16 protein-coding genes are annotated in these 18,287 nt (G+C 75.7%); 6 read left to right on the top strand and 10 right to left on the bottom strand.

Annotated elements, in window-relative coordinates:
* Nucleotides 1–72: 72 nt before the first annotated feature.
* Complete coding sequence (argG, locus tag ACI79B_RS12660; RefSeq protein WP_456927937.1) at nucleotides 73–1,521, top strand: argininosuccinate synthase; 1,449 nt, start codon at nucleotides 73–75, stop codon at nucleotides 1,519–1,521.
* On the opposite strand, the gene ACI79B_RS12655 is transcribed toward argG, so the two are convergent.
* Nucleotides 1,518–1,910 (bottom strand): VOC family protein, encoded by a 393-nt coding sequence (locus tag ACI79B_RS12655; protein ID WP_456927936.1) that lies wholly within the window; start codon nucleotides 1,908–1,910, stop codon nucleotides 1,518–1,520. The two genes, argG and ACI79B_RS12655, sit on opposite strands and share 4 nt — an antisense overlap.
* A gap of 22 nt (nucleotides 1,911–1,932) precedes the next feature.
* Between ACI79B_RS12655 and ACI79B_RS12650 the strand changes: the two genes are divergently transcribed.
* The gene (locus ACI79B_RS12650; RefSeq protein ID WP_456927935.1) at nucleotides 1,933–2,838 is read left to right on the top strand and encodes a pentapeptide repeat-containing protein; all 906 of its coding nucleotides are present in this window, start codon (nucleotides 1,933–1,935) and stop codon (nucleotides 2,836–2,838) included.
* Here the strand turns inward: ACI79B_RS12650 and ACI79B_RS12645 are convergent.
* From ACI79B_RS12645 to ACI79B_RS12630, 4 genes are read right to left on the bottom strand one after another with little or no spacing between them, the layout of a single operon-like run.
* Nucleotides 2,759–3,217, bottom strand: coding sequence for a hypothetical protein (locus ACI79B_RS12645; RefSeq protein WP_456927934.1), 459 nt, complete (start codon nucleotides 3,215–3,217; stop codon nucleotides 2,759–2,761). The genes ACI79B_RS12650 and ACI79B_RS12645 overlap by 80 nt on opposite strands.
* Nucleotides 3,218–3,255: 38 nt before the next feature.
* A complete protein-coding gene (locus ACI79B_RS12640) occupies nucleotides 3,256–3,657 on the bottom strand; it encodes a hypothetical protein (protein WP_456927933.1) in 402 nt (133 codons plus the stop codon).
* Nucleotides 3,654–5,063 (bottom strand): Re/Si-specific NAD(P)(+) transhydrogenase subunit beta, encoded by a 1,410-nt coding sequence (gene pntB, locus ACI79B_RS12635; protein ID WP_456927932.1) that lies wholly within the window; start codon nucleotides 5,061–5,063, stop codon nucleotides 3,654–3,656. Before pntB ends, ACI79B_RS12640 begins: the two co-directional genes overlap by 4 nt.
* A gap of 5 nt (nucleotides 5,064–5,068) precedes the next feature.
* On the bottom strand, nucleotides 5,069–6,610 hold the full coding sequence (locus tag ACI79B_RS12630; RefSeq protein ID WP_456927931.1) for a Re/Si-specific NAD(P)(+) transhydrogenase subunit alpha: 1,542 nt from the start codon (nucleotides 6,608–6,610) through the stop codon (nucleotides 5,069–5,071).
* Between the two features lie 285 nt (nucleotides 6,611–6,895).
* On the opposite strand from ACI79B_RS12630, the gene ACI79B_RS12625 reads away from it, so the two are divergent.
* Nucleotides 6,896–8,959 carry a putative bifunctional diguanylate cyclase/phosphodiesterase gene (locus ACI79B_RS12625; protein WP_456927930.1) on the top strand — a complete coding sequence of 688 codons (2,064 nt, stop codon included), beginning with the start codon at nucleotides 6,896–6,898 and terminating at the stop codon, nucleotides 8,957–8,959.
* The gene (locus ACI79B_RS12620; protein ID WP_456927929.1) at nucleotides 8,956–9,777 is read left to right on the top strand and encodes an HDOD domain-containing protein; all 822 of its coding nucleotides are present in this window, start codon (nucleotides 8,956–8,958) and stop codon (nucleotides 9,775–9,777) included. The genes ACI79B_RS12625 and ACI79B_RS12620 overlap by 4 nt, the downstream gene beginning before the upstream one ends.
* A 75-nt stretch (nucleotides 9,778–9,852) precedes the next feature.
* On the opposite strand, the gene ACI79B_RS12615 is transcribed toward ACI79B_RS12620, so the two are convergent.
* From ACI79B_RS12615 to ACI79B_RS12600, 4 genes are all read right to left on the bottom strand, one after another.
* A complete protein-coding gene (locus tag ACI79B_RS12615; RefSeq protein ID WP_456927928.1) occupies nucleotides 9,853–11,100 on the bottom strand; it encodes a serine hydrolase domain-containing protein in 1,248 nt (415 codons plus the stop codon).
* A 90-nt stretch (nucleotides 11,101–11,190) separates the two neighbouring features.
* Nucleotides 11,191–12,345, bottom strand: a complete 1,155-nt coding sequence (locus ACI79B_RS12610) for an acyl-CoA dehydrogenase family protein (protein ID WP_456927927.1) — start codon at nucleotides 12,343–12,345, stop codon at nucleotides 11,191–11,193.
* 7 nt (nucleotides 12,346–12,352) lie between these two features.
* Nucleotides 12,353–13,528, bottom strand: a complete 1,176-nt coding sequence (locus ACI79B_RS12605) for an acyl-CoA dehydrogenase family protein (RefSeq protein ID WP_456927926.1) — start codon at nucleotides 13,526–13,528, stop codon at nucleotides 12,353–12,355.
* Between the two features lie 196 nt (nucleotides 13,529–13,724).
* On the bottom strand, nucleotides 13,725–15,377 hold the full coding sequence (locus ACI79B_RS12600) for a carboxylesterase/lipase family protein (protein ID WP_456927925.1): 1,653 nt from the start codon (nucleotides 15,375–15,377) through the stop codon (nucleotides 13,725–13,727).
* A gap of 138 nt (nucleotides 15,378–15,515) precedes the next feature.
* Between ACI79B_RS12600 and ACI79B_RS12595 the strand changes: the two genes are divergently transcribed.
* Nucleotides 15,516–16,691, top strand: coding sequence for an MFS transporter (locus ACI79B_RS12595; protein WP_456927924.1), 1,176 nt, complete (start codon nucleotides 15,516–15,518; stop codon nucleotides 16,689–16,691).
* Between the two features lies 1 nt (nucleotide 16,692).
* Here the strand turns inward: ACI79B_RS12595 and ACI79B_RS12590 are convergent, their stop codons facing one another.
* Nucleotides 16,693–17,763: a DUF3616 domain-containing protein gene (locus ACI79B_RS12590; protein ID WP_456927923.1), complete on the bottom strand. Its 1,071-nt coding sequence runs from the start codon at nucleotides 17,761–17,763 to the stop codon at nucleotides 16,693–16,695.
* A gap of 63 nt (nucleotides 17,764–17,826) precedes the next feature.
* Between ACI79B_RS12590 and ACI79B_RS12585 the strand changes: the two genes are divergently transcribed.
* Nucleotides 17,827–18,210: a TFIIB-type zinc ribbon-containing protein gene (locus tag ACI79B_RS12585; protein ID WP_456927922.1), complete on the top strand. Its 384-nt coding sequence runs from the start codon at nucleotides 17,827–17,829 to the stop codon at nucleotides 18,208–18,210.
* Nucleotides 18,211–18,287: the final 77 nt, after the last annotated feature.

Genomic DNA, 18,287 nt, shown 5'->3' with positions numbered 1-18,287 from the left:
CCTGCCCCACGGGCCCGGGCGCCCCGACCCCCGCCCGTGAATGGTCATGCGTGGTCGTGCATAATCTCTCTCGTGTCCAAGGTGCTCACGTCCCTGCCCGTCGGCGAACGCGTCGGGATCGCCTTCTCCGGTGGTCTCGACACCTCCGTGGCGGTCGCCTGGATGCGCGACCGGGGCGCGGTCCCCTGCACCTACACCGCGAACATCGGGCAGTACGACGAGCCCGACATCGCCTCGGTGCCCGGCCGGGCCACCGCCTACGGCGCGGAGATCGCCCGGCTGGTCGACTGCCGGGAGGCGCTGGTCGAGGAGGGCCTGGCGGCCCTGACCTGCGGCGCGTTCCACATCCGCTCCGGCGGGCGCAGCTACTTCAACACCACCCCGCTGGGCCGCGCGGTCACCGGCACGCTGCTGGTGCGCGCCATGCTCGAGGACGACGTCCAGATCTGGGGCGACGGCTCGACGTTCAAGGGCAACGACATCGAGCGGTTCTACCGGTACGGCCTGCTGGCCAACCCGTCGCTGCGGATCTACAAGCCGTGGCTGGACGCCCGGTTCGTCGAGGAGCTCGGCGGCCGCAAGGAGATGTCGGAGTGGCTGACCGCGCACGGCCTGCCCTACCGGGACAGCGCGGAGAAGGCCTACTCCACCGACGCCAACATCTGGGGCGCCACCCACGAGGCCAAGCGGCTGGAGCACCTCGACGCCAGCATCGAGATCGTCGAGCCGATCATGGGCGTCCGGTTCTGGGATCCCGCGGTCGAGATCGAGCCCGAGGACGTGACGATCGGCTTCGCCAACGGGCGGCCGGTCTCGGTCAACGGCAAGGAGTACGCCTCCGCCGTCGACCTGGTGCTCGAGGTCAACGCGATCGGCGGCCGGCACGGCCTCGGCATGTCCGACCAGATCGAGAACCGGGTCATCGAGGCCAAGAGCCGCGGCATCTACGAGGCGCCGGGCATGGCGCTGCTGCACGCCGCCTACGAGCGGCTGGTCAACGCCATCCACAACGAGGACACCCTCGCCACCTACCACACCGAGGGCCGGCGGCTGGGCCGGCTCATGTACGAGGGCCGGTGGCTGGACCCCCAGGCGCTCATGCTGCGGGAGTCGCTGCAGCGGTGGGTCGGCATGGCCGTCACCGGCGAGGTCACGCTGCGGCTGCGGCGCGGGGAGGACTGGTCGGTCGTCGACACCACCGGCCCGGCGTTCAGCTACCACCCGGACAAGCTGTCGATGGAGCGCACCGAGGACCCCGCCTTCGGGCCCACGGACCGGATCGGCCAGCTGACCATGCGCAACCTCGACATCGCCGACTCCCGCGCCAAGCTCGAGCAGTACGCGCGCCTCGGCATGGTCGGCGGCGGGGCCGAGCCGGCCGTCATCGGCGCCGCGCAGGCGGCTTCCACCGGGCTGATCGACCGGATGACCGAGGGCGGCGCCCGGGCGATCGCCGGCCGCACCGCCCCGGCCGACGACGAGCTGCTCGACCGCGCCGCGATGGAGTCCGGCACCGACTAACCGGGCGGGCGGACGTCCACCCGGAGCGGGTGGTCGGCGGGGACCTCGACGAGCACGATCGCCACGCCGTCGGGGTCCTCGACCGTCGCCTCCAGCAGGCCCCACGGCATGCGCCCGGGCTCCGCGACGACCGGGACGCCGGCCGCGGCCAGCCGCGCCGCCTCGGCGGCCAGGTCGCGCACCTGCACCCACAGCGCCAGCCCGCGCGGGCGCTCGTCGGCGCGGCCGGACACCTCGAGCAGGCCGTTCCCGAGGAAGAACACCACCCCGCGGTGCTCCGGCGGCCCGAACTCGCGGTACACGGCCAGCCCGAGGACGTCGCGGTAGAACGCCTGCGAGCGCGCGGGGTCGGTGGGCCGCAGGAGCACGCGGCTGCTCAACACGTCCATGCCCGCGACATACCCTCGGCCGGTGACCCCTCCCGCCCCGCCGGCGGCTGCCCCCGCCGATCGGCGGCGGGACCTGGCCGCCGACTGCTCGTCCTGCGCCGGGCTGTGCTGCGTGCTGCCCGCCTTCGCCGCCTCGGCCGACTTCGCGATCGACAAGCCGGCCGGCCGGGCCTGCGTCCACCTCACCGCCGACGCCCGCTGCGGCATCCACGCCGACCTGCGGCAGCGCGGCTTCCCCGGCTGCACGGTCTTCGACTGCTTCGGCGCCGGCCAGCGGCTGGTGCAGGCCGCGGCGGTCGAGGACCCGGCCGCCGACCCCGGTGTCGCGGCGGCGTTCCCCGTCCTGCGGCAGCTGCACGAGCTGCTCTGGTACCTGACCGAGGCCGCCGCGCTGCCGCTGCCGGCCGGCCTGCACGACGAGGTCACGAGCGCCCTCGACCGCACGGAGCGGCTGGCCGCGGGCTTCCCGGCCGATCTGGCAGCGGTCGACGCCGGAGCGGTCCGCGGGCCGGCGGGGGAGCTGCTGGGCCGGGTCAGCGCGGCCGTCCGCGCCGGTGGGCGGGACCGGCGCAACGCCGACCTGGTCGGCGCCGACCTGCGCCGGACCGACCTGCGCCGGGTGAGCCTGCGCGGCGCCTACCTGATCGGCGCGGACCTGCGCGGCGCCGACCTCACCGGCACCGACCTGCTCGGCGCGGACCTGCGCGCGGCGGACCTGCGCGGCGCCGACCTCACCGGCGCGCTGTTCCTCACCCGCCCGCAGGTGGCCGCCGCCCGCGGCGACGCCGGCACCCGGCTGCCCGCCGTCCTCGGGCGCCCGCCGCACTGGACGGCGGCCGCGGCGACCGTCAGCCCGCCGCGTCCGCGTCGTCGGGGCGGTCGTCGGGGCGGTCGTCGGGGCGGCTACGGCGGCGCAGCAGGCCGGTGACCCCGGCGACCCGCGACTGGGCCTGACGCAGCGTCGCGATCATCGGCATCAGGTCCTCGTCGATGGTGCGGATGATGTCCGGCACCGCCTCCACCGCGGGGTCGTCGAGCACCCGCCCGACCCGCTCCAGCCCCGGCTTGAGCGCCCGCACCGGCTCCTCCAGCTCGCCGACCAGCCCCTCCAGCCGCTCGGCGGTGCGCTGCGCCGACGCGATGGCCGACGTCGCCGTCGAGGTCGCGGCGATGAGCTCCCGGACGGCGGCGTTGAGGTCGGTCAGCGTGCGCGGCAGCTGGGCCAGTGCCTCGGTCTGCGTCTGCAGGAGCGTCAGCAGCTCCGTGAGGCCGGGGATCTTCGGCATGCCGAGGCGGAAGGGGTCCACGGCGTCCACCGTCGCGCCCGTGCCGACCACGCCGCAACTCAGCCCGGCAGCACCTCGCGCCAGCGCCGCCCCGCCGCGCGGCCGTCGCGGACGTCGGCCAGCCCGCGCAGCGCGTCGAGGTCGGCGAGGGCGTGCGGCGGCAGCGTCCCGGTGAGCACCCCGACGGCGCCCACCGACGACGCCAGCATCGACGGCTGCGGCGGCGGCATGCCGTTGGGCCGGACGAAGGTGACCTTCCACCGCTGCCCGGCCGCCGTCAGCTTCAGCCCGCCGCCGAACCACCACCACGGCCAGGACACGTCGGTGACCGCGCCCAGCGGCACGTCGAACACCGGGGTGTCGCTGACGAAGGCCAGCCCCCGCCCGTCGGTGGCCAGGAAACCCGGCACGTTGCGCAGCCCACCGATCAGCCAGGCGGGGCTGACGAGCACCCCGCTCACAGCGCCCGCAGGATGTCCTCGACCCGCTCGCGCGCGTCGCCGAACAGCATCCGGGTGTTCTCGCGGAAGAACAGCGGGTTCTGGACGCCGGCGTAGCCGGTGCTCATCGACCGCTTGAACACGACGACGTGCTCGGCCTCCCACACGTGCAGCACCGGCATGCCGGCGATGGGGGAGCCCGGGTCCTCGGCCGCGGCCGGGTTCACCGTGTCGTTGGCACCGATGACCAGCACGACCGACGTCTTCGGGAAGTCGTCGTTGATCTCGTCCATCTCCAGGACGACGTCGTAGGGCACCTTCGCCTCGGCGAGCAGCACGTTCATGTGCCCGGGCAGCCGCCCGGCGACCGGGTGGATGCCGAAGCGCACCGGCACGCCCTTGTCCGACAGGGTCCGGGTGAGGTCGGCGACGGCGTTCTGCGCGTGCGCGACCGCCATGCCGTAGCCGGGGGTGATGACGACGCTGTCGGCGTCGCGCAGCAGCTGCGCGACCTCCTCGGCGGTGGTCTCGGTGTGCTCGCCCTCGACCGCGCCGGTCCCGGTGGTGCTGCCCTCGTTGCCGAAGCCGCCGGCGATGACGGAGATGAAGGAGCGGTTCATCGCCTGGCACATGATGTAGGAGAGGTAGGCACCCGAGGAGCCGACCAGCGCGCCGGTGATGATCAGCAGGTCGTTGTCGAGCAGGAAGCCCGACGCCGCGGCCGCCCAGCCGGAGTAGCTGTTGAGCATCGAGACGACGACCGGCATGTCGCCGCCGCCGATCGAGGCGACCAGGTGCCAGCCCAGCGCCAGCGCCAGCACGGTCAGCCCGGCCAGCACGCCCAGGCTCGGGGAGACGACGAAGACGACGGTCAGGACGGCGAACGCCGCGAGCGCGCCCAGGTTGAGCGCGTTCTTGCCCGGCAGCACCAGCGGGTTGCTCTTGATCCGCGCCGACAGCTTGAGGAACGCGACGATCGAGCCGGTGAAGGTGACCGCGCCGATGAAGACGCCGATCGCGACCTCGGCGGAGTGGATGCCGACCGGCAGGCCGAGCTCCTCGGCCTCCCCGGCCGGCGCCCCCTCGACCGACAGGTAGCCGTTCCAGCCGACGAGCACCGCGGCGAGGCCGACGAAGCTGTGCAGCAGCGCGATGAGCTCGGGCATGCCGGTCATCTCGACGATGCGCGCCCGCCAGAGGCCGATGGCCGCGCCGAGGGCCATGGCGACGGCGATCAGCCCGACGGCGAGCGCGTCGCCGTTGCGCCAGGCCAGCCCGATCGTGGCGACCAGGGCGATGGCCATGCCGGCGATGCCGTAGGCGTTGCCCGCCTTGGCGGTCTCGTGCTTCGACAGGCCGGCCAGGCTCAGGACGAACAGCAGGCCGGCGACGATGTAGGCCGCGGACGCGGCGCTGGTGGCGGTCATGGCGGTCAGGCCCTCCGGAACATGCCGAGCATGCGGCGGGTCACCGCGAAGCCGCCGAACACGTTGATGCTGGCCAGCAGGACGGCGAGGAACGCGAGCACGGTGACCACGGTGCTGACGTGGCCCAGCTGCAGCAGGGCGCCGACCACGATGATCCCGGAGATCGCGTTGGTGACGCTCATCAGCGGGGTGTGCAGCGCGTGGTGCACGTGCCCGATGACGTAGAAGCCGACGACGACGGCGAGGGCGAACACCGTCAGGTTGCCGATGAGCTGGTCGGGGGAGAACGCGGCCAGCAGGAACAGCAGCGCGGCGGCCAGGCCCACCAGCGCGGCCCGCCGCTGGGGCGTGGGCGCCTTCTTCTCCGGTGGCGGCAGCGGCGCCGGTGGCGGCGCGGTGGCGGCCGGGGCGGCGGAGACCTGCACCGGCGGCGGGGGCCACAACAGCTCGCCGTCGCGGGTCACGGTCATCGCCCGCTGCACGACGTCGTCCATGTCCAGGACCAGCCGCCCGTCCTTGCCGGGGGTGAGCAGCGTGAGCAGGTTGACCAGGTTCGTGGCGAACAGCTGGGAGGACTGCGCGGGGAGCCGGGCCGGCAGGTCGGTGTAGCCGATGATCGTGACGCCGTTCGGGGTCACCACCACCTCGTCGGGCACCGAGCCGGCGACGTTGCCGCCCTGCGCGGCGGCCATGTCCACGACCACCGAGCCGGGCTTCATGCTGGCCACCATGTCCTCGGTGAGCAGCCGGGGCGCCGGGCGGCCGGGGATGAGCGCGGTGGTGATGACGACGTCGACGTCGCGGGCCTGCTCGGCGTACACGACCGCGGCCCGGGCGTTGAAGTCCTCGCTGGTCACCGACGCGTAGCCCGTGCCGCTGGACCGGTTCTCGCTCTCGTCGGCCGGGACGCCGACGTACTCGCCGCCCAGCGAGCGCACCTGCTCGGCGACCTCGGGCCGGACGTCGGTGGCCCGCACGATCGCGCCCAGGCTGCTCGCCGCGCCGATGGCGGCCAGCCCCGCGACGCCGGCGCCGGCGACGAAGACCTTGGCCGGCGGGACCTTGCCGGCCGCGGTGACCTGCCCGGTGAAGAACCGGCCGAAGGCGTGCGCGGCCTCGACGACGGCCCGGTAGCCGGCGATGTTGGCCATCGAGGACAGCACGTCCAGCGACTGCGCGCGGGAGATGCGGGGGACGGCGTCCATCGCGAGGGCGGTGACGCCGCGGGCGGTCAGCGCGTCGAGCAACCCGGGCGCCAGCGCCGGGGCCAGCAGGCTGACCAGCACCGCGTCCGGCCGGAGCCGGGCGACCTCGTCGAGGGTCGGGGCGTTGACGTGCAGGACGACGTCGGCGCCCCAGGCCTCGGCCGCCGACCCGATCCGCGCGCCGGCGGCGACGTAGGCCTCGTCGGGGCAGCTGGCCGCCTCCCCGGCGCCGGACTGGACGAGGACCTCGTGGCCGAGGGCGCACAGCCGGCCGACGCTCGCGGGGGTCGCGGCGACCCGCGTCTCGTTCCGCCGGGTCTCTGCGGGCACACCGATGAGCACGCGCACTCCAACGACAGCTCGGGCCGGCGTCGTTGCCGGCGGGCCTGGGTGGTGCTGCGGGGGAGGCGGGCTCTGCCACCCCGGGGCTGCATGGTGACAGGCGCACCCGGCATCCCTCGCCCCCAGGGACCCGATCGTGACGCGGATCGCAGGCGGCCCTGACCCACCCCTCGGGGTGAGGGGGCGGCGCCCCCGGCTGGAGTCCGGCCCCGCGGGTGCCGACGCAGCGGGGGTGTCCCCGTGCGGGGACGCCGACCACGCAGGCCGCAGCCCAGGAGGACGCCCGTGCCCGCCAGCCCGCCCGTCACGGGTCCGGCCGGTGCCGTGACCCCGGAGGTGGTGGCCGCGGTCTTCTCCGCCGCGGCGGGGGGCGTGGGCACCGCCCTGCTCGTGGCGGAGACCATCGGGGACACGCCGCGGGTCACCTGGGCCAACGAGGGCGCCGTCCGGCTGCTCGGCCCCGCCCCGGGAGACCTCGCCGGGCGGCCGGTCGCCGACCTGGTCCCCACGCTCGCCGCCGGCGAGCTCCCGCTGCTGCTGCGCCGCGAGCACACCTCCCGGCTGGCCCTGCAGGTCCGCACCGCGGACGGCGGCCTGACCGACGCCGTGGTGCGGGCGACCCCGGCGCCGGGCGGGAACGCGTGGACGCTGGTCGTCACCCCCGGGACCGCGGAGGCCGACCGGGTGTCGCGCGCCACCGCCGACGCCGCCGAGCGCCGCTTCGCCACCCTGAGCGAGCGCTCGCCGGTCCCGACGCTGCTGTCCGAGCAGGGCATGCGGCTGGCGCACGTCAACGACGCGTTCTGCCGGCTGGCCGGGCGGCCCGCCGAGGTCCTGCTGGGCACCGGGTGGACCGCCTGCGTGCACGAGGACGACCTCGGCGCCGTCGTCGAGGTGGTGGCCGCCGTCCTCGAGGGCGGGGACGGCGAGGTGCGGGCCCGCCTGGTGCGCCCCGACGGCACCGAGCGGACCACCGTGCTGCGCTTCGGCCACGTGTTCACCCCGGGCGCGGGCGCGGGCTTCCTCGGCACCGTCGAGGACGTCACCGACCGGATGGCGTTCGAGGCGCGGCTGGCCCACCAGGCCCAGCACGACCCGCTGACCGGCCTGCCCAACCGCACGCTGCTCGACCAGCACCTCACCGGCCGGTTCGCCGCCGGCGGCCGCGGCCTGGCCTGCCTGTTCCTGGACCTCGACGACTTCAAGGTGGTCAACGACTCGCTCGGCCACGAGGCCGGCGACGAGCTGCTGGTGGAGGTCGCCGACCGGCTGCGCGCCACGGTCCGCCCCGGCGACCTGGTCGCCCGCTTCGGCGGGGACGAGTTCGTCGTCGTCTGCGAGGACGTCGACGAGGCCGACGCCGCCGCGCTGGCCGAGCGCATCGTCGCGGCGCTCGCGGTGCCGGTGCACCTGGCCGGCGTGCTGTTCCGGCCGCACTGCAGCGTCGGCGTCACCGTGCAGGCCCCCGAGCACGCCGACGCCGCGGACCTGGTCCGCGACTGCGACATCGCCATGTACCAGGCCAAGGCCGGCGGCAAGGGCCGGGTTCGGGTGCTGGACCGCGCCGGCCGCGCCGAGGCCCGCGACAAGCTGCGGCTGGTCGCCGACCTGCGCGACGCGATCGAGCGGCGGCAGATCGGCCTGCACTACCAGCCCATCGTCTCCGCCGCCGACGGCTCGCTGGACGCCGTCGAGGCGCTGGCCCGCTGGGTGCACCCCGAGCGCGGCCCGATCAGCCCCGCGACGTTCGTGCCGCTGGCCGAGGAGAGCGGGCTGGTGGGCGCCCTGGGCCTGCTGGTGCTCGACGAGGCGTGCCGCCAGGTGGCCGAGTGGGACCGCGCGCTCGGCGCGGCCGCGCCGCCCCAGGTCAACGTCAACGTCTCGGCGCTGCAGCTCGACGCCGCCCTCCCCGGCGAGGTGGTCGCCGCCCTGGACCGGCACGGCGTCGCCCCGGCCCGGCTGTCGATCGAGATCACCGAGTCCGCGCTCATGACCGACCCCGTCGCCGCCCGCGCGCTGCTCCAGCGGCTGCGCGACCTCGGGGTGGCGCTGGCGATCGACGACTTCGGCACCGGCTACTCGTCGCTGGCCTACCTGCGCCACCTGCCGGTCGACTGCCTCAAGGTGGACCGGTCCTTCGTGGCCGAGCTCGCCGACGGGCACGTCGAGATCGCCAGCGCCGTCATCGCGCTGGCCCGCAGCCTGGGGCTGTCCACCGTCGCCGAGGGCGTGGCCACCCCCGCCCAGGCGGTGGCGCTGCGCCAGCTCGGGGCCACCTACCTGCAGGGCTTCTCCCTCGCCGAGCCGATGGACGGCGCGGCGGTCGCCACCTGGGTGGGTGCCCGGTGACCGCGGTGCCCCTGTCCCGCCCGGCGGTGGACCTGGACCGGCTGCTCGCCGGCATCGACACCATGGCCGCGCAGCGCCCGGTCGCCGCGCAGGTGGTGGCCGTCGCCAACACCGAGGACGCCAGCGCCCGCACCCTCGCCGACGTGCTCGCCGCCGACGTCGCCCTGGCCGGCCGGGTGATGAAGCTGGCCAACTCGGCCTACTTCGGCATGAGCGGGCGGGCGACGACGCTGCAGTTCGCCGTCACCGTCGTCGGCTTCACCGCGGTGCGCACCATGGCGACGGTCGCGCTGACCTGCCTGGACGACGAGTCGCAGCTGCCCGAGCGGTTCTGGGAGACCAGCACCGGCATCGCGCTGGCCGCCTCCGCGCTGGCCCCGCGCTTCGGGAGCCGGCCGCAGGACGCGCTGTGCCTCGGGCTGCTCGCCCAGGTCGGCGTGGCGCTGCTGCACGCCGACGACCCCGAGGGCTACCGCGAGCTGGCCGCCGCGCAGCGCCCGTTCGCCGCCCGGCGGACCGCGGAGGTGTGCCGGTACGGCATCTCCGCGCTGCGGCTGTCCGCGGTGGCGCTGGAGCAGTGGGGCTTCCCGCCGGCGATGGTCGCCCCGCTGGCCGCCGTCGACGACCCCGCCTCCGCCGAGGGCACCCTGCTGCGGGTCGCGTTCGAGCTCGGCGCCCGCTACGCCGACCCGGAGCACGTGCCGGTGCCGGTCGAGCGGCTCAGCGGCGGCCTGCTGCGCGAGGACGGCATCACCGCGGTGCTCGAGCAGGTGCGCGCCGACGCCGAGGACCTGCGCCGCGCCGTCGTCGGCGACTGATCGAAGGGCCCCTCTGCCCCCCACGCCTCGCGAGCTCGGCGCGGGACCCTGCAGAGGGGCCCTGGGAAGCGGAAGTCAGCTCACCCTGTCGGCGACGTCGCGGAGCACCGCGGGCCAGTCCTCGACGCCCTCCTCGCGGCCGAGCCGGACCACGACGACGTCGGTGGCCGGGTCGACGTAGACGTACTGGCCCTTGTTGCCGCGGGCGTAGAACCGCCCCTGGCGCTCGGTGTCGACCCACCACCAGTACTGGTAGTGCTCGGCCGGGTCGGCGGAGGTGTCCGGGGCGGTCGCCTCGGCGACCCACGCGGCGGGCACCACCTGCCGGTCGCCGGCGCGGCCCTCGCGGGCGAACAGCAGCCCGAACCGGGCCCAGTCCAGCGCCCGGGCGTTGAACCCGCTCTCCATCTTCGGGAACCCGCTGGCCGCGCTGTCGGCGCTCCAGCTCGCGTCGGCCTCCGCGCCCATCGGGCCCCACAGCGCCTCCGCGGCGAACTCCTCGACCGGCCGGCCGACGGCCCGCTCCAGCACCAGGCCCACCAGCAGCGGGTTGTAGTTGCAGTACAGCCACTCCCGCCCCGGCTCCCGCGCGACCTCGGCCGACAGCGCGAGCCGCCGCAGGTCGACGTCGTAGTAGGTGAGCGCGTCGTTGCTCCAGGGCAGGCCCTGCTCCTCGTAGGACAGGCCCGACGACATGGTCACCAGGTGCCGCAGCGTGATGGCGCCGAAGCGCGGGTCGCGGTCGAGCAGCTCGGGGACGTAGTCGGTGACCGGGTCGTCCAGGCCGCCGATCGCGCCGCGGTCGATCGCCAGGCCGACCAGCGTGGACAGCACCGACTTGGCCACCGAGAACGACGTCATCGGCGTCTCGCGGGAGCCGCCGGCGCCGTACCGCTCCAGCAGCACCTCGTCGCCGCGCAGCACGACGAAGCCCGTGGTCTGCGTGCGGTCCAGCAGCGCGGCCAGGTCCTCGGTGCCGCCGCCGGGGACGGTCACCTGGTCGAGGACTCCGCCGGGCAGGGAGCCGGCGGTCAGCGGCAGCGGGGTGTCCCCGGCCGGGACCGGCAGCTCGGGGAACCGGAGCCGGTCGTCGACGTCGGCGTCCATCCACACGATCGCGCGGGCGATGCCGGAGGAGTCCAGCGACGCCCGTGCCCACACCTGCAGCCCGCCCGCGGCGACGGCCAGCCAGGCGAGGACGGCGACCAGGACGGCGGCGACCCGGCCGGCGCGGCGGCCCCGGGCGCGCCGGCGGACCAGCCGCGCGGCGGCCCAGGCGAGGACCGTGGCGAGCACGGCGGGGAGCAGGAGCCAGGCGAGCACCCGCCGCACCCTAGGTGGTCGGCCGCCGGGAACGGCGACGGCCGGCGCCCCCGGGAGAGGGGACGCCGGCCGTCGACGTGGTGCGGTCGCTCAGGCGCCGGTGTAGGGCGCGCCCAGCGGGTCGACCGTCGGGTACGAGTCGACCGCCGCGGCCAGCCGGTCGGCGGCCCAGTCGCCGTCGCCGAGCAGGTGGTCGATCGCGGTCAGCCGGCTGGTGTAGTGGCCGACCGAGTACTCCGCGGTGACGCCGATGCCACCGTGCAGCTGGATGGCCTCCTTGCCGACGTGCCGGCCGGCGCGGCTGGTCTGCAGCCGGGCGCGGTCGGCGGCGGTGACGACGTCGCCGCCGGTGTCGGCCACCATGCTCGCCCACAGCGCGGTGCTGCGGGCCAGCTCCAGGGACACGTACATGTCCGCCGCGCGGAAGGTCAGCGCCTGGAACCGGTTGAGCGTGACGCCGAACTGCTTGCGGGTCTTCAGGTACTCCGCGGTCGTCCTCAGCGCGGTGTCCATCGCCCCGACGGCCTCGGCGCTGTAGGCGATCCGGGCCAGGGCCTGCGCCCGCTCGACGTCGGCGGTGCGGTCCGCGGTGCCCTCGCCGAGCAGCTCGGCGGGGGTGCCGTCGAGGGTGACGTTGGCCGCGCGGGTGCCGTCGTGGGTGCGGTAGCCGGTGCGGGTCAGGCCCTCGGCGTCGCCCTGGACGAGGAACAGGGCGGTGCCGCCGTCGGTCACCGCGCTGACCACGAGGACGTCGGCGCGGGCGCCGTTCGGCACCGGCTCCTTGACGCCGGTCAGCCGCCAGGTGCCGCCGTCCTGCGTGGCGGTCACGGCCGACGCCGCCGGGCTCCACCGCGTGCCGGGCTCCGCGTGCGCGAAGGCCAGCACGCCGGCGCCCTCGGACAGCGGCCCGAGGACCGCCGCCCGCTGCTCGGCGGTGCCCACGGCGGCGACCAGGCCACCGGCGAGGACCACGGCCTCGACGAACGGCTCGGGCGCGAGCACACGGCCGATCTCCTCGGCGACGAGGGCCACCTCGATCGGGCCGGCGCCCATGCCGCCGTCCTCCTCGGCGAAGGGCAGCCCGAGGACGCCCATCTCGGCCAGCTGCGCCCAGGTCTTCTCGTCGAAGCCGGGGTCGGTGGCGACCACCTGGCGGCGCCGCTCGCTGTCGCCGTAGGCGCGGCCCAGCAGGCCCGCGACGGCCTCGCGGAGGTCGTTCTGCTCGCTGTCGTACTGGAAGTCCACTGCTAGCTCACAGCCCCAGGATCGTGCCGGCGATGATGGTCCGCTGGACCTCGTTGGAGCCCCCGTAGATGGAGACCTTGCGGTAGTTCAGGTACTCCGGCGTGGCCACCCGGGCCCACTGGGGCACCTGCGAGCCGCCGTCGGCGAAGGACGCGACCGACAGCGGGCCGGCGATGTCGACCAGCAGCTCGGTGGCGGCCTGCTGCAGCTCCGAGCCGCGCAGCTTGAGCACCGAGGAGGCCGGGTGCGGCTTGCCGTCGGCGGAGTTGGCGACCACGCGCAGCGCGGTCAGCTCCAGGGCCAGCAGCTCGTTCTCGAGCTCGGCGATGCGCGCGGTCAGCCGCGGGTCCTGCGACAGCGGCCGGCCGGCGACGACGACCTCGCGGGCGTGCTCCTTGGCCTGCGCGATCAGCTTCTTGGTGGCGCCGACGCGGGCGATGCCCACGCGCTCGTTGCCGAGGAGGAACTTGGCGTAGTCCCAGCCGCGGTTCTCCTCGCCGATCAGGTTCTCGGCGGGCACGCGGACGTCCTCGAAGAAGACCTCGTTGACCTCGTGGCCGCCGTCGATGAGCTGGATCGGGCGCAGCGTCACGCCGGGGGTGTCCATCGGGAAGACCAGCATCGAGATGCCGCGCTGCTTCTTCTCCGCGGTCGGGTCGGTGCGGACCAGGCAGAAGATCCAGTCGGCGTACTGGCCGAGGGTGGTCCAGGTCTTCTGGCCGTTGACCACCCAGTCGTCGCCGTCGCGGACGGCGGTGGTGCGCAGCGAGGCGAGGTCGGAGCCGGCGTCGGGCTCCGAGAAGCCCTGGCACCACCAGATGTCGAGGCTCGCGGTCTTGGCCAGGAAGCGCTCCTTCTGCTCCTGGTTGCCGAAGCTCGCGATGACCGGGCCGATCATGCTGGCGTTGAACGCGAGCGGCTCGGGGACGTTGGCGAGCTGCATCTCCTCGCGCCAGATGTGGCGCTGCAGCGGCGTCCAGTCCCGGCCGCCCCACTCGACCGGCCAGTGCGGCACGGCCAGGCCGGCGGCGTTGAGGACGCGCTGGGCCTCGACGTACTGGTCGCGGGTCAGGTGGCGGTGGGCCGCGACGGTGTCGCGGATCTCCTGCGGCACCTGGGTGGTGAAGAAGGTGCGCATCTCATCCCGGAAGGCCTCCATCTCCGGGGAAAGCTGCAACCGCATGGGACCTCTCTCCTGACGGCGGTGTGACGCCGTCTCGACGTGTTCCCCGACGATCCCACATCTGTTACCGATCAGTAGATCCGGCTCTCGGGAGGTGGGACGGGTGGGGCGGGACGTGCCCCGGGCCCCGGGTGGCGGTCACCGGACGTGCCGCTCCCGGGGCCCGGGGTGCTCGGGTACTCGACCGCTCAGGTGCTCAGCGGGCGGCCCAGAACGCGCAGTTCGCGTCCGCGGCGACGTCGACCGGCCCGACGCCGCCCTGCGAGGCGACGTCGAGGCCCTGGACGTCGGCCGGGGTGCGGTAGGCGTTCCACGCCGGGACGCCGCGGCCGTTCGGGTCGCCGGTGGCCGCGAAGTTGGTCCAGTAGCGGACCATCGTCGTCGACAGCGCCTGCTGCTCGGCGGTCAGCGGGCCACCGAACAGGCCCGGGAACAGGTAGGGCAGCTCGCCCGCGTGCTGGGCGCCCTCGTCGTACCGCGCCGGGTCGTACGGGAAGTCCAGCAGGGCCGGGGCGTCCTGGTCGCGGAACGAGTAGGCGAAGACGGGCGCCTGCTGCCCGCGGAGCAGGTCGTAGGCGCCCACGTGCGTGCAGGTCGACAGCGCGCTGCCGGTGTCGCTGGCCACCGCCGCCAGGACCCGCAGCGTCGAGCCGTACTCCGCCAGCGGGTAGCGCTCGGCGACCGCCTCGGCCCGCGTGCCGAACCGCTGCGCCAGGGTGGCGGTGTACACGGCCGGGTCGGCCGACAGCAGCGCCTGGCGCTGGGCGTCGGCTAGCGACAGCGGGGTGAACAGCGTGTTCTCGTCCTGCAGGTTGCCGTGCACCACCGGCACGCGGTTCCACCGGCCGGCCGCGATCGCCGTCCCCGGCTGCTCGGGCAGCGACGACCCGCCGACGACGAACGAGCCGCCGGGCCAGGCGCGCAGCAGCGCCTCGGCGGGCACCGCGCGCAGGCAGGCGGCGACGTCGGCGGCGCCGGCGCAGCCGACGGCGGTCGCGACGGTCTGACCGGTCGCCTCCTCGGCGGCCAGCGTGTCGTAGGGAGTCGTGCAGCTGTAGCTCTGCGCGATCGCCTTGTCGAACAGGCCGGCGGCGGTGGGCGAGGCCAGCTGCGCGCAGACGGACGAGGCGCCGGCGGACTCGCCGAAGACCGTCACGTTGTCCGGGTCGCCGCCGAAGGCGTCGATGTTGCGCTGCACCCAGCGCAGCGCCTCCTGCTGGTCGAGCAGGCCGGCGCTGCCGGAGCCGACCGCGCCGTTGGCGGCGGACAGGTCGCGCTGGGCCATGAAGCCCATCGGGCCGAGGCGGTAGTTGATCGTCACGACGACGGCGTCGCCCTCGACGGCGAGCTTCGCGGCGTCGTAGTTGGCGCCGTTGCCGTAGACCCAGGAGCCGCCGTGGATCCACACCATGACCGGCAGGTCCGAGCGGGCCGCGTCCAGGCCCGCCGGGGTGGTGACGTTGAGGAACAGGCAGTCCTCGTTGGAGGTCTGGAACGCGTTCGTGGTGCCGTTGGCCAGCTGGGCGCACGGCTCGTGCGGGGCGGTGGCGTCGGCGATCCCGCGGAAGGGCGCGACCGGCACCGGCGGGCGGAACCGGAGGTCGCCGACCGGCGCCTCGGCGTACCGGATTCCCTCGAAGGTGCGGTACCCGTCGAGCCGGGTGCCGCGGAGCTTCCCCTCGTCGGTCTCCACCAGCGTCGGGGCGGCGTTGCCGACGCCACCGCCGTTGCCGTTGCCGGGCACCGCGGCGGCCGGGCCGGCGGTGACGACGGCGCCGGTGACGAGCGCGGCGCCGGTGGCGAGGGAGAGGACGGACCTGCCGAGGGATCGCGGGACGGGGATGCGCACGGGACCTCCTGGGTCGCCCGCGAGCTCACCGCTGTGTGAGCTGGACCACGGGTCGCTGGGACACTAGCGGCTCGTGTTTCACGATCCGCACCGGGTCCGGAACCGGCGGGTCCGCGGGCGGCGGCGCAGGATGGGGCCGTGCCGGCCGCGTCGCCCGGCGGCCGGCTGCTGCTGGCCGCCGTCCTGCTGACGGCGCTCAACCTGCGGGGCGCGATCGCCGCCGTCGGCCCCGTCCTCGACGACGTCCGCGCCGACCTCGGCCTCTCCGCGGCCGCCGCCGGCCTGCTGACCACGCTGCCGGTGCTGTGCTTCGCGCTGCTGGCGCCGGCCGCGGCCGCCGCCGGGCGCCGGGTCGGCGCGGGCGCGGCGGTCCTCGGCTCGCTGGTGCTGCTGGCGGTCGCGCAGGGGCTGCGGGTCCTCGACGGCGCCCCGGTGCTGCTGGCCGGCACCTTCCTCGCCGGCGCGGCCATGACGGTGGGCAACGTGCTGCTCCCGGCCGTGGTCAAGGCCGGGTTCGGCCGGCGCGCGGGGACGGTGACCGGCCTCTACACCGCGGCCCTCGTGGCCGGCGCGGCCGCGGGCGCGGCGTTCACCGCGCCGCTGGCGGCGGTGCTCGGCTGGCGCGGCGCGCTCGCCGCGCAGGGGGTGCTCGCCGTCGTCGCGGCGGTCGTCTGGGCGGCGGCCGCGCGGCACGCCGACGCCGCCGGCCCCGCCGCGGCCGCCCGGAGGGACGCCGGCGCGCGGCCGCTGTGGCGGTCGCCGGTCGCGTGGGCGGTGACCGCGGTGCAGGCGCTGCACTCCACGCTGTACTTCTCGCTCACCGCGTGGCTGCCGACGCTGCTGGCCGACCGCGCCGGCACCGACGCGGCCGCCGGCTCGGTGGCCGCCTCCGTCTACCAGGTGCTCGGCATCGCGGGCAGCCTGCTGGTGCCGGCCGTGCTCGCCCGCACCTCCGGGCAGGCGGGGCTCGCGCTCGGGGTCGCCGCGCTGTGGGTGGTACCGGTCGCCGGGCTGCTCGCCGCGCCCGGGGCGTGGCCCGCGTGGGCGGCGGTCGGCGGGCTGGCGCAGGGCGCCGGCATCGCGCTGGCGGTCACCCTCGTGGTGCTGCGCGCGGCCGACGCCGGCGCCGCGGCCCGGCTGTCGGGCATGAGCCAGCTGGTCGGCTACGGCGTCGGCGCGCTCGGCCCGGTCGCCGTCGGCGCGCTGTCGGAGGCGACCGGCGGGTGGACCGCGCCGCTGCTGCTCCTGCTGGCCGTCGGCCTCGGCCTGGCCGCGGCCGGGGTCGTCGCCGCCCGGCCGGTCCGCGTCGGCTGACTCAGGGCAGCCGGACGACGTCGGCCAGCACGCCGCCGTCGGCGGTGAGCCGCGCGGGGGCCGGGCTGTCGTAGACGACCAGCAGCCGGCCGTCGCCGGCCGGGCCGAGCAGGCCGATGCCCTCGGCGTGGTCGTCGCCGTCGCCGAAGGGCAGCGCCAGCTCGCGGGTGAGCAGGTCGCCGCGGACGACGGTCGGCTCCTCCGCCGCGCAGGCGCCGTGCCAGCGGTAGACGTACACCGGGCCGTCGAGGTCCATGGTGGGCCCGGCGAGCACCAGCAGGTCCTCGCCCTGCGGGCACAGGTCGCGCACGCCGAGACCGGCCAGCCGCAGCACGTGCTTGCGGTAGCGGCGGCCGTCGGGGAACTTCCGCAGGCGCAGCCGGGCGGGGTCGCGCTCGTCGACCACCGGCCGCAGCTCGAGCACCACCGCCCAGCCGCGCAGCACCGGGCCGCGCAGACCGAGGTAGACGCGCTCGCCGGAGACCGCGATGCCCTCGACGTCGAGGCCGTTGTCCTTGCCCGGGATGGGGAGGAACGGCGCGAGGTGCTCGTCGTCCGCGAGCAGGTCGCGCAGGTCCTTGCCCCGGGCGCCGAACACGGCGGCGCTGCGGGCGCCGTCGTCCTTCACCAGGGTGGGCAGCCCGTCGACGTCGACCACCGGGATGCGCACCAGCACCTGCCGGCGCGGCTGGCCGGTGACCCGCGCCAGGCGGCGCAGCGCCTGCTCGCCGTCGTGCTCGTCGCGGATGCGGCGGCGGCGCAGGCTGTGCGAGCCGACCGCCCACAGCGCGTCGCCGGTGCGGGCCAGGCCCTCGATGTCGGCCTCCTCCTCGACCCCGGGGCCGGTGCCGCCGGGCAGCGGCACCAGGTCGGCGAGGGAGGAGGTGGTCTGCCCGTCGTAGCGGGTGGGGGAGGCGGGGTCGTCGGCCACCAGCCGCTCGATCGTGGCGGTCTCGTCGCCGGCCACCCAGAGGACCGGCCCGTCGCTGCGGACGGCGGAGAGGTTGGTGTGGGTGGTGCTCCGCCGGGAGGCCGTGCCGAAGCGGAGGGTCACCGTGCGCTCTGTGCTCACGGGCGCGCACCCTGGCACGCGGTCCCGGTCTCCGGGGGTCCCGCGTGCGTCGTACCGTGCGGCATGGAACTCGTCTGTCCCAAGTGCCACGGCACGATGCGCACCTACGAGCGCAACGGCGTCCACGTCGACCAGTGCACCGAGTGCCGGGGCATCTTCCTCGACCGCGGGGAGCTCGAGCGGCTCATCGACGCCGAGAACTCCTGGCACGCCGCGCCGGCCGCCGCGCAGTCCGGCGGCCACGGTGCCCAGCAGCCGCCACAGCAGTACGGCGCACCGCAGCAGCACGGGGGCCAGTATCCGGCCGCCGGCGGCGCGGGGCTCGGCGCCGTGGTGAACGAGGTGCTCGGCGCGGTGCGCGGCTCCTCGCACTCGTCGTCGCACGGCTCCTACGGCTCGCACGGCAAGAAGCGCAAGGAGTCCTTCCTGTCCGACCTCTTCGGCTAGTCGGAGGGCCCCGCTGCCCCCACCCCTCGCTCCGCTCGGGGCGGGCCCCTGCAGCGGGGCCGTGCCAGCACGTCACG

The sequence above is a fragment of the Geodermatophilus sp. SYSU D00879 genome (assembly GCF_054050375.1).
The sequence above is the reverse complement of the archived record's forward strand: the minus strand, read 5'-3'. Positions and strand labels throughout refer to the sequence as shown.

Excerpts from the sequence above, each read along its gene's own strand:
- ACI79B_RS12605 (WP_456927926.1), bottom strand. The coding sequence starts at position 13,528 with ATGCGGTTGCAGCTTTCCCCGGAGATGGAGGCCTTCCGGGATGAGATG.
- ACI79B_RS12655 (WP_456927936.1), bottom strand. The coding sequence starts at position 1,910 with ATGGACGTGTTGAGCAGCCGCGTGCTCCTGCGGCCCACCGACCCCGCG.
- pntB (WP_456927932.1), bottom strand. The coding sequence starts at position 5,063 with ATGACCGCCACCAGCGCCGCGTCCGCGGCCTACATCGTCGCCGGCCTG.
- ACI79B_RS12585 (WP_456927922.1), top strand. The coding sequence starts at position 17,827 with ATGGAACTCGTCTGTCCCAAGTGCCACGGCACGATGCGCACCTACGAG.